Genomic DNA, 15,594 nt, shown 5'->3' with positions numbered 1-15,594 from the left:
TATCACTCGAATTACCTTTTTATGTACTTTTTGGAACTAAAAGTGATGATATTTTTGGTGGTAATTTTAGCATACCAGAAATGTTCTTTAAGTTCCTTATAACCAGTTTATTACTAATAGGAATTTTCCTAGTTTATCAAGCAATAAGGGGAATGAAAAACGAAAAAAGGACAAGTGTCGTATGATATGTTTAAAAAACGCTTTTAAACATTATCTGTTTTTAATGTTTTTCGTTTTTATCTTATGCTTATGTATGTTTGTGTTAAAACAACTTATTTTCCTTGTAAATCAAGGTCAAAGTTTTAGCATTGATAGAGAAATTTTTAGAGTAATTAAACCACAAGAAATTCATAACTCTTTATGAGATAAAATGGCGAATGACGGTTATGATTTTTCTTATGATATGTACCAAAACATACAAAGTCCTACATCAGTTTATTCTTGTTGGGTTTATTGGTGTTGTGGTTCCAACAATTTTATTTGTATTTACATTATTATCAGTGATTATTAAAATCTTTGAACTACTTTATATGTTTATCATTAGTCCTTGAATAAGTGCTTATTCAGTGGTAGATAATGGAAAAATGATGAAGAAATGAAAATTGATGTTTGTATCTAAATTTTTCTCAATTGCACTCTACCCTGTTATTATTCAAATTTATGTTTTATTTATCAATAGAACTCTTTCATTTTGAGATAAAAATGATGACGGTTTATTACATACCTTTACTAAGATTTTCATTTTAATTGGTGCTACTTTATCAATTAATGGAGCAACCGTAATTACTGCTGCATTCTTTGGAGATAATCTTTCAGTACGCGAAGGACTTTCACAACTTTCACAAATATCACAATTAAAAACTGCTGCTATGGGTGCTGGTGCAATTGCATTAGGAGTTGGAGCAAAAGCAGTTAAAGGTGGTCTTGCTGTTGCACGTGGTGGTGCAAAAGCAATTAGGGGTGGTAAAAACCTTTATAAAAACTTTGACAATGTAAAAAGTGGTGCTGCTAGTGCATTTAATACATTTAAACAAAATGTTCAAAACATTAAAGGACTAAAAGGAGATAAATTCAAAGGAACATTATTTAAAGAAAGTGGAAAAAGATTATTTAGCGGTTTAAAAGATACTTTCTCTGCTCCATTTAAAGAAGCAAATATTAAACACGCACAAAGTGGTGAAAGAGCAAGTGGAATGCTTGATAAATTAAATCAAATGAAAGAAAACTTAAAACAATAAGGAGAAAAGCGAATGACACATACAAATAAAGATTTAACTAAAAAGCGAACAGAATTTAAGTACGGTTTAAGTTTTACAGAAACAATAATTGCAATGGTCATTTTTGTTGCTTCAATTTTGTTTTGAAATGTTGTTTTCAGAGACTTTTCTACTAAAACTAAAATCATTTTAGTCATTATTTCCATTATTTTAAATGGTATTGCTTTTCTTAAATGAAAAGGTTTAAGGTTTTACAAATGATTTTATAAAATGATTGTCTTTTTATTCAGTAAAAAGAAATATACATCAAAAGAAACAAAGAGTTTAATACCATACAAAAACATTATTAAAGATGATGTAATTACACTCTTTAATAACAAAGAATATAAATACTTAAAAGTGATTGGGTTTTCAGGTTTAGATATTTGGTCAGAAAATGAAGAAGATATTGAAAAGAAACTCCAAAGCATTAACTATGTTTTAGAAAGTGTTAGTTTAGATTACGATATTATCAAAACAAATGCTAAAAGCGATTTGTATAAAAATTTAGAAAAACTTGAAGAGCAAATCAATTTAAAAAGCAAATTAAATGAAATTGAAATTAATTACTATGAAAGTTTAATTAAAGATATTGATAAAGAAAATAGTCAAGTGGAAATTGAAAAATACTACATTGTACTTAGAACCAAAGATTTAAATGCACTAAATTTTGAAGCAGATGTTTTAATTGATAACATTCAAAATTTAGGTATTAATGCTTACATTTTAAACAAACTAGAAATTATTGATTTTTTAGCAATTGTAAATAATTACAAAATTGATGAAGAAAAACTTACAAAGTTCTTGCTTCAAGAAGAAATTGATGAAAAACTAAAAGATAAAATTGTGTCCGTAAAAAGAAAATTTACCTTTTGAGAAATGCTTCAAAGTATGTTTATTAATTTCTTTTACATTCACAAAGTATCTAAATTACATCTAACTATGATTAATAACTTTCAGGAGTTAGAACTATTTAAAAAAGCATATTGAAAATTAACCTTGTTAGATATGATTAAATGCAAATTTGATAAAACAAAACTTAAACAGTTGCAAAAAGAAAATGAAGCAATTAAAGAGCAAACTTGAAAAGAAATTAATGCAATTCAAAAAGAAGATTTTGTGTATTTAAATAGTGTCTTTTATGAAGAAGAATTCACAATTAAAAGCAACTACATTAAATACAAAGATAATCAATACAGAACCTTTTTAGCAATTAATAATCTTCCGCTTCATTTACCAAAAGGGTATTTAAAATACTTTTTAACTAAATACGGAAATACCTATTTTAAACTCTCTAAAATGAGTGAAAGTTCAACAAATGATGTTATTGATTATGCAACACAAAAAACAATTGAAATCGAAGTGAATAAAAAAGCAACAATTAATAGAAGAAATGATAACTACGTAAATACTTTAAATGAAATCTTAAAGCAAGTGGTAGATAATGATAAGTATCTTTACAATTTCACTGCTTATGTTGAAATTAAAGGAAAATCTCTTAAAGAGTTAAGAGATAGAGTAAGAGAAATTAAAAAAGAAGCATTTAATAACAAAATTAAAATTGATGTTCCTGTTTTTAGCATACAAGAGACTATTTTATCAACTAAGTTAATTAGCAATTATTACAATGAAAATCGAAAAACTATTTTAATTGATAACTTTTCAGACGGTTGATGATTTTTACAAAACTCATTTAATGACTATAACAACTTATTTGTTGGTAAGGGAATTAATGATGAATATATCTTTTTAGATAGATTTAAGAAAACCCCTGAAAGAACAAATGCAAATATGTTTATTACCGGAACCAGTGGAGCAGGTAAAAGTACCTTTGCAGAGAAAATGATTTTAAATGATATTGCTAATAACAGAGATGTTATTGTGCTTGATTTACAACGGGAATATAAGCAAAATGGAGATTTACTTGGAGCATCAATTTTAGATTTTGCAAGCAAGAAAAACCCACTTTCAATTAATGTGCTTCAAGTTAGAGATGCATTTAGCGAGAATTTTGATAAAGAGATTAATAATACAACTAAAATCAATAAACATATTGATTACCTTGAAAAATTCTTTGATTTAGTCTTTAAAGGAGAATTATCAAGCACATTAATGAACTATCTTAAAATTTGTTTAAATAAACTTTATGCTTCAAAAGGTTATTTTGACGATAAAATCAACCTTGCAAATATTCCGAATAATAAATGAGTGAAAATTGATGATTTAATTGATGTAATTGATAATTATGATTTTAACAATAATCAATGAGAAAAAATCAATTTCCAAGACAAGTTAAAACTACTTTCACATCAACTTAAACAAATTTTCAAAACAAATAATACCTTAGCAATTCTTTTTAATAACTATACCAATTTTGATATTAATAGTCAATATACCATTTTTGACTTACATAGCATTATTAACACAAGCGAAAGTGCAGAAGCACATCAAGACCAAATTATTCTCTTTGTAGTGCTTAATTTCTTACAAGATAGAATTTCAAAAAACAGACAAGAGAAAAAACAACTTAGTTTATTCATTGGAGAAGCACATTTCTTTGTGAAAAGTAAAAACCAAAAACTATTTGATTTCTTATTTAGCACAATTAAAACTGCTAGAAAATACGGACTTTCAGTTGTAATGGACACTCAAAATTTAAGTGATTTTTACAGAGAAAAAGACAATGCTAATGCGCTTCTTTCTAACTGTGATTATTCATTGTTTTTAAGACAAAAAAGTAGTGAAATACAAGATATTAATGAGAAATTATTTAGCAAAAATAAAGAATTAACCGAAACAGAGAAGATGTTTTTAGAAAGAGCAAGTGTTGGACAAGGAATTTTAAACATTGGTTCCAATTTAAGATACATTATTAGTATTCATTACAATGACTATGAACAAGAATTATTATTCAAAAGTAAAGGAGAATATATTTAATGAGTAAAAAAGTAAATAAAGATGTTGAAGAAATGAAAAGTTTTTCCGTAAAACTATCTAATTTAGATTTAGATGAAAAGGTATTAGTAAATAGTTGATTACAAGAACTTAAAAATAGCAAAAAGAGCATTAATAGTGCGCTTCAAAATATTCTAATTGAATATCTAAGAGAAAAAATCTCTTAATGATACTTTTCATAAGTTTCAATCAAGTATTTTCTACGCATTTAGAAAAAGCATTTTTGCTAGTTTAAGTCCATTCCATTCAAATATTAAGCATTGATTTAATCTTCAAAATATTGAAATTGAAATCATTAATAAAAAACTTGATTTAGTTCTTAATTTACTAGCTAAAAGTGGTAATTTGAACTTACATAGTCCAAAAGAAGAATTTTTAAATGAACTTGACCATTTTAAAATTGTTAGAAAAAATGAAACTATTGAACTTATGCTTAATAAGAAAAAAGAAGATGAAAAAATTAAAGAAACAGTGAAAACATTTGAAAGATTTCAAAAAGTTGCTTTTGATACAGAAGAAGATGTTGCAAATAAAATCAGTAAATTAGAACAAGGAGAAAGTGATGGAATTTAAGAAACTACTTTTACCTTTATCTTCTTTATCAGTTGCAAGTATTCTGACTTTTTCATTTATTAGTTCAAAAAATGATGTTCAAAATAAGGAAATTCTTACTTTTCACAACTTACCAGAAGAATTTTATAATTTAACAAATAATAGAGAAGCCAAAAGAACTTTAAATTTACAAAAAGAAGATTTGCTTGTTTCTACTATTAATACTTTTTCTTTCCCTGCTCATATTGATAATTTCAACATTTATTACGATGCTGGTTTTGAAAATACTCATAAATTGCTTGAAAACACCCAAGATGATAGAGAGTATGAATATAAATATGATGAAAATATTGATTTTAATGATGCTAATTCTCAAAAAATCAAAAATTTAAATATGAGATACAAAAGACTTGATGTTCAAAGAAAGATATTTTCTTTTGATTATTTGGAAAATGTTAATAGTTATAAAAATGGGTATAACTATGAATACACAAAACATATTATTAGAGACTTGCAATATAGAAATATTAATTTAAACTCAGAAGAATTAAAAGGAATTTTAACTAGTGAGTTTGCTTTTGTTCCTAGTGTTCCAAAATGGAGTTATTATGGTTGAAATGGGTTTAACTCAGAAAGTCATCATAAACATAATGGTTATCATCGACCAATTTCAGATATTCCTATTTACTTTAATAAGAGAATTTGAGAAAAAACTGATAATTTTCAAAATCAACTTAATAGTTATTTAATTAATAAAGCAAAGCAATATTTACAAGATAATGAAGAAATTTTGGTTGATGAAACAAACTTTAATATTGACGGACAAATAGCAATTAAACCTTTAATTGCATCAGATATTGTGGTTTGAAGAAATGATTATGACCCAATTACAAAATATACAGAGATGGTTCCTTATCAGCAAAATATGGTTGTTTATACAAGAACAGATGACCCAGGACTTTTCTATAATAGTTATTATAAAATTCAATTTAATTTAGAATTTTTCGTACCTGATGTGAGTTTTGTGGTTCTTAATAAAGATAACCAAAGAATTGCAGATGTTGTTTCTAGATATGAAAGAGCATTTAATAAAGCAAAAGATAAGTTAAAAGATTTAAATGCTTTAAATATTATTAATGAAAACTTAGGAGAAAGAACCCTTTATTCAGAAACAAACCAAAACTTACTTGATGCAAAAATCAATAAATTAAATGAAACATTGCAAGAATTTGATTTCTTTGTTGAATATAAAGTTATTGATGATAATAAAATAGATATCTTCTTATCAAATAAAACAGATACATTAATTCCTAAATCATATAAATTAGCATCAAATTACCCTGTTAAAATCACCCCTAGTGTTAGAGCAATTAATAAAGATGTTAGTCAAAGATTAATCATTAAAACAAGTAAATGAGTTGATTTTCAAACTAATACCACTGAACTAGTTGATGATGTTCCGGTATTATTAGAAAAATCAAAAAGAATTAGTGATAAAAAAGTATATGGGGGTAAATGACTTTACCACTCTCCTGCTAGTGTTGATTTTACAACTATTGATGAAAACGAAGTGTTAATGATTAATGATAAAAGAATTCAAGTTCTTGATAGACATTTTTCCGAAATTTTAACTGATGATAAATTAATCATAGATAGAGATACCAAAGAAGATGAAAACAGTATTAGAGAATACAAAATCAAAATTCTTAAATTTAAAAAGAATTCAGGTAATACAGAAGATGCGCTTGAATACGAATATACCATTGATTTATTAATTAACTCAAACGCTTTAAGCATTGATTATAAATTCTATGCGTGAGACCCTGAAAATAACCCTGACCAAAAGAAACTTATTACGGAATTTAAGGAAGATGCTAATGGAGAACTATTACAAGACGAAAATGGAAATCATATTAAAAATGAATTCTATGACCCTGAAATTGATAAAAACACAGGAACAAAGAAACAATTAGTTTGAGTAGATGTTTCTGCAAATACTGAAATTTTATCTAATGATAGTTATTCACTCCAAAGTTCTCTTCCTTACGGAACTAAAACACTTTTACTTAGAAATGGTTCTCAATTAATTAAAGGTTTTATTGCAGAAGCATCAGTGCTTGGTAGTGGTAGTTTGCAAATGATTAATGGAGAAACTCGAAATGGACAATATCGTGTCTTTAAACTTAATCGCAATGATTTAACTTTTAAAGATAGAATTTCTTATGAGACAATGGACAATGGTAAAAAATATAAAGACTTACCACTTGTAAGTAGTGAGAATTCATATTTTAGTGATACAGGTTTATATCTTTTTACTGCTCACGCTGCTTCAAGTATTGATAACTATAAGTTAGTATTAATTGACAAAAGATTAAATGCACAAAAGACAAAATTTGTTGAAACAATTAATGGTTTATCGAGAATTAATGACTTTTGAGATACACCAGTTGGTTCTGAATTTATTAAATACCTTAAAATTAAACACAACATTAGTGAAGAAAAAGCAAAAACATTTAGTTATGAACTTGTAATGCAGTATTTTGTGCTTTTTACAAACTATATCTTTAAATTACAACACTATACAAACAATACAACTAGATATATTGATGCTTACTTTAAAGCAGTTCCAAATGTTTATTCTTATGATACATTTAAAAATAAATATGTCCTTAGTCAAAATGGAAAGCAACTTTTTTACAAAGATTATGCTGGCGATTTTGAAAATAAAGAACTTGTAAAAATCAATAATATTCAAGTTTCTTCTGATAGAAATCACTTAACTTTAAGTTTAGGACTTGCTTATAATTCAAACAAAAACGTCTTTAATTATGAACTTACTGAAAGCACTATTACTATTCCAATTTCTTTCATTGATAATGAAAATAGCACACTAGAAACAGAAGAGATAATTAATGCAAGAAGAACACGTTTTAATTTAAATGTATCAAAAATTGAAGATGCACTTTTAAATACCGACATTAGTCAATGAGAAACTTTAAATGTTCCTTATGTTTGATTAAAAGATATTGATTTAGAAGATTACAATAAAGGTTATTGATATTTAAAAAGTGAGAAAAATAGTGAATTTAATTACAAAATCACTATTTGCGGAGTTGCTAAAAATGAGTTTAAAACAGAACTTGCAATTGTTCCTAAATCAAAATCTTTCAATTTAAATCTCAATAAGAAGATGATTAATTATGAAATTGATTTATGAGAAAGTAGATTAAGAAATACATCAATTAACCTTTCTGGTATTACTGATGTAAATAAAATTAAAGATTTTATTGCAAAACAAGTTGCTTTAAAAATGGAAGATTTATCTTCACCTAGTGAATACCAGTTAGTTAATTTAGATGTAATTGCTCCTTTTTTAGTTAATATTAATCTCGCTAGTGATAACCCACTTTTTTATAAAGTCTTAGAAATTAGAAGAAAAATAGATGATAAAAGATATAAAATTAGTATCTTTAACTATGTAGATAGATTGTATAATGAACGTTTTGATTTAAGTGAAATCGAAACAGAAACTTTATTTTTTGATAGTAATAATAAAGGAGAAATTTACAATCAAATTACAGAAAAAGTTGCTGCTATTGCTCAAAAAAGAAACATTAATTTTAGTGATTTAAATCTTTTAAATATTGAAGATGTAATTTATAACTTGCTTTCAAATAATAAACCTACTTATTTAATTGTTGGTTCAAATCATTTTCAATTAATTAATACCTTTAAAGTGAAATTACAAAATGAATTTAATTTTGCTTTAAAAGTTAATGAAGAAACATTAAATCAAAGAGATGTTATTGATTTAAGTAAGTTAGAAATACCGATGCTTACTTTAAAAGATGCAAGAGATTTTAATACTATTAAAGATAGAATTATTACTTATATTACAAACTTTTTAGCATCTTATAACTTATTTTGAAACTATGATTATTACATTGAAAATATCAATAATGCTAGTTTCTTAAAACAACTTGTGCTTGATTTAGATAACACATTAGAAATGAAAATTAAATCAATGAATAAAAAGTCAATTAATGAAACTAGTTTTATTATTCGCAACATTCTTGCTTCTTCTTTAAGTGAAGAAGAACTTAAAATGTGAGATAAAGAAATTGAAGAACTTGATAAATTTATTAAAGAAAATGGCGGTTCTAGCGAAGATGAAAATAGTGAAGAAAGCATTAAAAATAGAAATTATAAAGACGGTAAAACATTAACTACTAATGAAGATTTAAATGTAGTACTTAATTTAAATATTACTAATTTAAATGATTTAAGAGTTGCAGAACTTATCACTTATTTTGATAGTCCTACCTTATTAAAAGATGCTATTGTAAATCATATCAATAGTAATTTAGAAGCAAAATATCACATTAATCAAAGTGAATTAAACTATGTAATTAAAACATTGCTTATTCCAAATAAAGTCAATCAAGCAAGATTAATTATTAGGGGACTTTATGGTTTTAGCAAAGGAATGATTGTTTTAAATATTACAAATACCACAACAGATAATGCTAATTATGAAGAAGAAATTTCAATTAAAAATGATGATAATATTATTAAAATTATAAAAATAGAAAAACAAAAAACGCTTCAAGCAAAAGAAAGAAAAAGCAAAATTATAACCGCAATTTCTGTGTCTTTTTCAATTTTAATAGCAGCAATATTAGGTTTTGTGTTTTGAGTTAGACGCTTTAAACATAAATTAAAATAAGAAAACCAAGCAGTAAATTCTGCTTGTTTTTTCATTTTTTTAAAAGAATTTTTAATAAAAAATAAACTTTATAACAATTTTTTTCTTTATTATATAATTTATTTTTATTTAATAAAAATAAATTATAATTCTTACATAAATACAAAATTTGTAATTAATTTATAATATTTAATTAACATAAAAAAGAATATAATTTTATTGTTAATTAACTCTATATGTGGTAGGAGTGTGTTTGATATGAGTAGTAAAGAATTGTTAAATAAAATCGAACTTGGTCGTTGAAACCCTAGATTTGGTGTTATAAACAAAATGAATTTTGATTTTATAAGCAAATTAAAGTATGCAAATGAATATTACAATATTGAATATGAAATTAAAGAAATTGCTAAATTATATTGTGAAAATATAATAAGTTTTACCGAACTTTTTAATTCAATCAGTGTTAAATGATTTCCAACAAATGAATTTATTGAAGTTATAAAAAAAGACGAAAATAAATTTATAGTAGTTGAAGGGAATAGAAGAATTGCAGTTTTAAAAATCATTGCTAATCGAGAAAAATATCTTATTAATATGGAAGATGCGATGAGATATTCAAGTGAAGAAGAATATGCAAAAATTAAAAAATTAAGAGAATTTATTCAAAGTATTTCAGTCAAAAAAATAAATAGTTTTGAACTTAAAGAAGAGCAAATTAAAATACATAACGATAATATAGAAATATCGAATTCATTGTTTAAAAAGAATGGAATTGGTGGAATTGGTTATCAAAAATGAAACACATTGCTCCTTTATTTAGATATTTATTATATTTTTGTAAATAATGAAATTTATGAGGAATATGACTTGCAAATTAAAAAAGAAATTATTTTAACTCGTCTTAATATGGATGCAAAAACAGCATGAGAACATTATAAAAAAGCGTGTTGGTTAATTCAAATATGTAAGAATAATTTTCTTGAAAATCAATTAGAAAACTTTGACGAAAACTTTTTAAAACTTAACGAAAATGCATTAAGCAGAAATAGTTTAATTAAAGTTTTTAAAGAAATTGCTATTAAAGCAAGAAAGGACTTTGATTATAAAAGTAATATAAATATTAAATTTGATAAAGCAAAAAGAGAGTTTGTTAATTCTTTAAGTTATAAAGAATATTCGATAGATAAATTGCAAAATTTTATTTATGACGTATATTACAACAGATTGTATGGTATAAATATAAGCAAAGAAGAAACATTTTTTAGCATATTCAAAGAACATAAGTTTAAAATGGAGACAAAAGAATTTTTAAGAAATTTTTGAAATTTTTCGTTTGAAACATTAGTTGAAATGGAAGAAAACGTTAAAAACGAGAATGTTAAAAGTTTGCTTTCACGCAGAAAAGCAGAATTTAAAATAGCAAGTAAAATAAGTAATTATATTAAAGTAAAATTTAAAAAATTCAAAAGTGTTGATATTTTATTAAAACAAATAATACATAATACACAAATTAGTTCGAAGAAAAATTTATCTAAATTTTTCTTAAATGCAACTGTTGCTGCTATAAGAGCAATTAGTGAATATTTTATAAAACTTGCACTTTTACAAACAATCTTAAATAACAATACAAATATAGCACCAAAAGAAACTCAAGATAGTTTAAATCAAATTTTTGAAATTTGTCTTCCTAGAAAATTAAGAGAAAAAACAGGAAAATATATTCATCATTTTCCTATCGAAAATGAAAATGATAAAAAGATTTTGTATTTAAGTTTTCATAATATTTGCTTAGATAATAGCGATATAAATAACAGAAATAAATTAGGAATAAAATTTGAAAATAAAATGTCTGAACAACAAAAAGTATTATTTTATAATGTACCTAATGAAACGGTTTTCAGTTCGCTTTTAAATACAGAAATTTATAAAAAAGAGTTGCAAAAGTTATTTAAAAGTTATGATACTTGTGAAAAATTTATTAACTTTTATAAAACATCACGCTCTCTTTTATCATATTTTATTCATAACGTTTATTCATTAGAATTTGCTTTTCAAATTAATATGATAGAAGAAAAAATTATTCAAAGTTTAAAACAATTTAATGATTTCTTCGATATCATAGACCATATTAACTATGTATATATCGAAAGAGTAATGGAAAAAATGAACATTTTCCCTGATAAAGATGAAGAACCAGAATATATTGAATAATAATATTTATTTTATTTTTATGTAAAACCAAGTATTGAATTCTACTTGGTTTTTTCATTTTTCCAGTTTTAAATAGTGCAAATTTCCGTTTTTCTTTTATTCGTATTATCATAAAAATATAGAAAGAATTCGTTTTTATAGGGGGTAAAAATGAATACAGCGTTTTTCTATTTCATTAAAGATTTAAATAAAATAGAAGAAGATTTCAGAACCATAAAAAGAAAACAAGAACACCCTAATTGAAACTTACATAAAGTGAAAACAAGGGTAATTATTGATAATCAAGGGAATAGACATTATTATAATTTAGGAGTTTATTACATTAGAAAAATTGAAAACGGTAAAGAAAAAAGAACTTATTTTACTTATTATCATCACGATTATTTAAAACAAATAGGTAGAAATAAATACTCAATTGAAACAAAGAAATTTGCTACTTTTCTTAAAAACAGTCATGCAAGGAGACCAAAATTTTTACCTAAAAGCACATATCAGTATTGAATAAATCAAAATAGTAAAGAGAAAGTTATTTCTTCAAAACTTGAAGATAAAATTGCAAATTCATATAATAGCAGTTCAAATAAATTGCGTAAATATGATGTAAAAGATGAACACAAAAACATTTTATATGTTGAAATAGATGATACTTATAAGACAATACAACAAAACAGAAAAAGCAGAAAATTGATGTGCAGAATGATTACTTTTAACTTATTTAATAACAAAACAAACAGATATGAATGTATAAATAATGTTCAAATATATTTTGATAAAGAACAAAAATTAACTAAATATGACGAGAAAAATTCAATTATTGCACTTATAGAAATGATACAAAATGAATATTATAAACCTGATATGGAAATATGTATTAAAGGAGACGGAGCAAAAAACATCAATGAAACTGCTAAATATTTTGACTATCAAGTATTAGATAAGTTTCATTTAATTAACTATGTTAAAAATGCATTTATGCTTAAAAAATTCTTAAATAATTCAATTGTAAAACAATTTAAAAATGAGTTTAAAATCAAAGGAGTTTATAGTTATTTTGATAATATTTTTGAAAATTTTTCAATTTTAGATTGAGAGAAATTGTTTTCTGCTTTTATAAATTGAACCAAAAATAACAAACTAGATTACAGATTTAGTGAAGCGTTATTGAAATTAATTAAGTATATAAATAACCAAAAAGAGTTAATTTTTGATATTCCAAAAGCGATAAATAAGAGTTCTCACACTGAAAGTTATATTCATAATTACTTTAAAAAATACATTTCAAAAAAGGGTACATCTTACAAAATATCAACAATTATTGACCTTGTAAGTGATAATTTTGACTATAAAAATGGATTGCTCCAAATTTACTAAAAAATAGCAGTTTGGAAAAATCTTGGAAAAATCAATTTTTAACTTATATACATAGTATATAACTTTTGGTTTATTGATTGCTTTTGGAAAAATCTTGGAAAATTTAACTAACTTTTTAATTTTTTTGGAAAATTGTTGGAAGAAAAAATAAAAAAATAGTATTTAATATAATTAAATACTAAAACTAAAATTTTGGGTTTCGTTAGAAACTTTTTCCAAAACGTTATCTTGTGCTTAAAAGCAGCGCGCAAGCGCACCCGCGCGTGAAGCAACGCGCTTATTGCTTCTTAGTGGTAAATAGATTTTTATGAGTTTTGCAAAACTTGCAAAGCGACATTTTTGCATTCTCTTTTTGCTTGACTTTTGCCGAAATTGTGGTAGAATATTAATGAAAAGCAAAAGAATTGCTTATACCATTACTGACTTGTAGCACTTGTTGCTCTAAATTGTTCCCTCACATAATTTCTATAACTTTTTCCTTTGATGTTGTTAAAGGAATATCCTTAATAAGCATCTTATTTTTTTCAATCACACCTTCTTGGAATTGTTCAAAATCATGTTCATACCCAATTAAAAATCTGGTCTCATATCCTACTCCTTTAGGTTTTTGATATCGAAACTATTCATGTTCTTTTTTTAGTTTTGCACACCATATTTTTAGTAGTACAATATTATATTTTTCACACATTTATATTTTATATGATTATCATTGTAAAAAGTTAAAATAATTAAAAATTGTACTTATCCTGCGTTTCCCACTTGCTAGTATAAAAAGCAAAATATCCGTTTGAAGCGGATATTTATTTTTACTTTTTAATCATTTCTAAAACTTTTTGAATTAATAGATAGTCATTTCAACTATCTTCCAAACTTTTATCTTTAATATCGAAAATTTTGACTGTTTTATTGTTGAATTTTTCTTCAACTTCTATAATGTCATTAATCATTTTGTTTAATCTATGTTCTGTAAATTTATCTTTTTGAGATAAACCTATTAAATCATTAATTTTGAAAACTAAGAATTTCATTAAAACTAAACCTAAAAAGCAAAGACAGATATAACCAGTAATGTGTTTCCAACTTGATAAATACATGGGTCTAAGAACTAATCTACTCTTTAAGCTTCTAAAATTCTCTTCAACTTTTCATTGTTTTGCATATAAATCTACAATTTAATCAGGAGTTAAATCATATCTATTTGTCTCGTAAACATAATATCCATCGAACTTTTCATCTTGCAAAATCTTTTCGTTATCAAGTTCATAATAACCAGATTTGTCAACAGCTTTAAAGAATCTATATTTCTTCCCGCCTGCAATATCTTCATAAGAAACTTTTCCGTTTTTAGCTTTCTTGAGGAAGTTATTGATTAAAATTTGTCTATCTTCTGCATCTTTTCTTGCTCTCTTCTTACTAAAAGTAATGATTCTTTTTCTTATTTTTCCATTGATTCTACCGTTTCTATATTGAGAAAGAAATTCTTCTGATTTATGCACTAAACCGGTTTTAGAATGAATATAACCTTCTTGGTTTAAAACAAATTCTTTAAAGTCTTTTGTTCCTGTTTTCATCCGGTAAGAAATAATGAATTTTAAACCTTTGGACTCTAAAAATCTGATGTTTTTGTTTAAAGACATACCTTTATCAGCGATAATTGTAATTTGTTTTATCTTATATATTTTTTGAATTTCCAAGACAAAAGGGATGAATGTGTTTGCATCTGTTGTATTCCCAGGAAAGACTTTGTAATGTAGTGGAATTCCGTTTGAATCAGTTGCTATCCCAATAACAATTTGATCTTCTTTAAACTTACCGTCCTTTGAATAACCAGGTTTTTTGTACCCTTCTCTACTAAAAGTTTCAAAATAAGTAGTGGTGGAATCATATCATATGATTTCTACATCTCTTTTGTGTTCATTTACAAGAACTGAATTTACATTTTGTAAAATTTGCCCCCTATTTTCAGCGATGTAATCTAACGATCTGTAAAAAGAATTTTTAGAATAAACAAATTCTTGTTCTTTTTTTAGACTATTGAAAGTGCCTAAAATACTTAATGGCTCTTTTAATCTTTGATAAATTTGTTGCATCACAACTTCTTTTAAACTTACTGATTTTGTTTTATGACAGTCTTTAAAAATGTCAAAATGATCAACCAACGAAGAAACAAGTTCATATCCCTTAAATCTTTTTCTATATTCAACAAGATCATTTTTGTTTTCTTTAAACTTTTGATTAATAATTTCAATAATTTCTTCTTTGGGAGTTGTTAAAGGTATGTCTTTAACAAGCATTTTGATTTTTTCAATTGAATTTTTTTGATACTTCTCAAAGTCATGTTCATAGCCAATCCCAAATCTAGTTTCATATCCTGTACCTTTTATTTTTCTGCACCCGACCTGTATATATGTACCTGCTTTTTGTTTAGAAACACACAATATTCATGTTCTTTTTTCTTTTGTTTTTGCTTGCATGCACATATTATATCATATTTTACCTAGTAAATTACTAGGTTTTTTACATATTTATTAGATAAATATGTAC

7 protein-coding genes and 1 pseudogene are annotated in these 15,594 nt (G+C 24.8%); 7 read left to right on the top strand and 1 reads right to left on the bottom strand.

Going from position 1 to position 15,594, the window contains the following annotated elements:
- Window positions 1-398: 398 nt before the first annotated feature.
- The 7 genes from GOQ20_RS02785 (at window position 399) to GOQ20_RS02755 (ending at window position 13,050) form a co-directional block, all read left to right on the top strand.
- A complete protein-coding gene (locus GOQ20_RS02785) occupies window positions 399-1,238 on the top strand; it encodes an Mbov_0396 family ICE element transmembrane protein (RefSeq protein WP_167845307.1) in 840 nt (279 codons plus the stop codon).
- Window positions 1,239-1,250: 12 nt separating this feature from the next.
- A complete protein-coding gene (locus GOQ20_RS02780; protein ID WP_167845306.1) occupies window positions 1,251-4,193 on the top strand; it encodes a VirB4 family type IV secretion system protein in 2,943 nt (980 codons plus the stop codon).
- Entirely contained in the window at window positions 4,193-4,378 is a 186-nt protein-coding gene (locus GOQ20_RS02775; protein ID WP_167845305.1) for a hypothetical protein, read from the top strand. The genes GOQ20_RS02780 and GOQ20_RS02775 overlap by 1 nt, the downstream gene beginning before the upstream one ends.
- 28 nt (window positions 4,379-4,406) lie before the next feature.
- Entirely contained in the window at window positions 4,407-4,784 is a 378-nt protein-coding gene (locus GOQ20_RS04885; RefSeq protein WP_371864742.1) for an Mbov_0398 family ICE element protein, read from the top strand.
- Complete coding sequence (locus tag GOQ20_RS02765) at window positions 4,774-9,489, top strand: Mbov_0399 family ICE element protein (protein WP_167845303.1); 4,716 nt, start codon at window positions 4,774-4,776, stop codon at window positions 9,487-9,489. Before GOQ20_RS04885 ends, GOQ20_RS02765 begins: the two co-directional genes overlap by 11 nt.
- 237 nt (window positions 9,490-9,726) lie before the next feature.
- Entirely contained in the window at window positions 9,727-11,679 is a 1,953-nt protein-coding gene (locus tag GOQ20_RS02760) for a hypothetical protein (protein WP_167845302.1), read from the top strand.
- Window positions 11,680-11,829: 150 nt separating this feature from the next.
- Complete coding sequence (locus GOQ20_RS02755) at window positions 11,830-13,050, top strand: Mbov_0401 family ICE element transposase-like protein (RefSeq protein ID WP_167845301.1); 1,221 nt, start codon at window positions 11,830-11,832, stop codon at window positions 13,048-13,050.
- Window positions 13,051-13,856: 806 nt separating this feature from the next.
- Here the strand turns inward: GOQ20_RS02755 and GOQ20_RS02750 are convergent.
- A pseudogene (locus GOQ20_RS02750) lies at window positions 13,857-15,530 on the bottom strand (IS1634 family transposase).
- Between the last annotated feature and the right edge of the window lie 64 nt (window positions 15,531-15,594).

Origin of the sequence: Mycoplasmopsis gallinacea, assembly GCF_012220205.1 — a bacterium.
Lineage (GTDB): Bacteria > Bacillota_I > Bacilli_A > Mycoplasmatales > Metamycoplasmataceae > Mycoplasmopsis > Mycoplasmopsis gallinacea_A.
The sequence above is the reverse complement of the archived record's forward strand: the minus strand, read 5'-3'. Positions and strand labels throughout refer to the sequence as shown.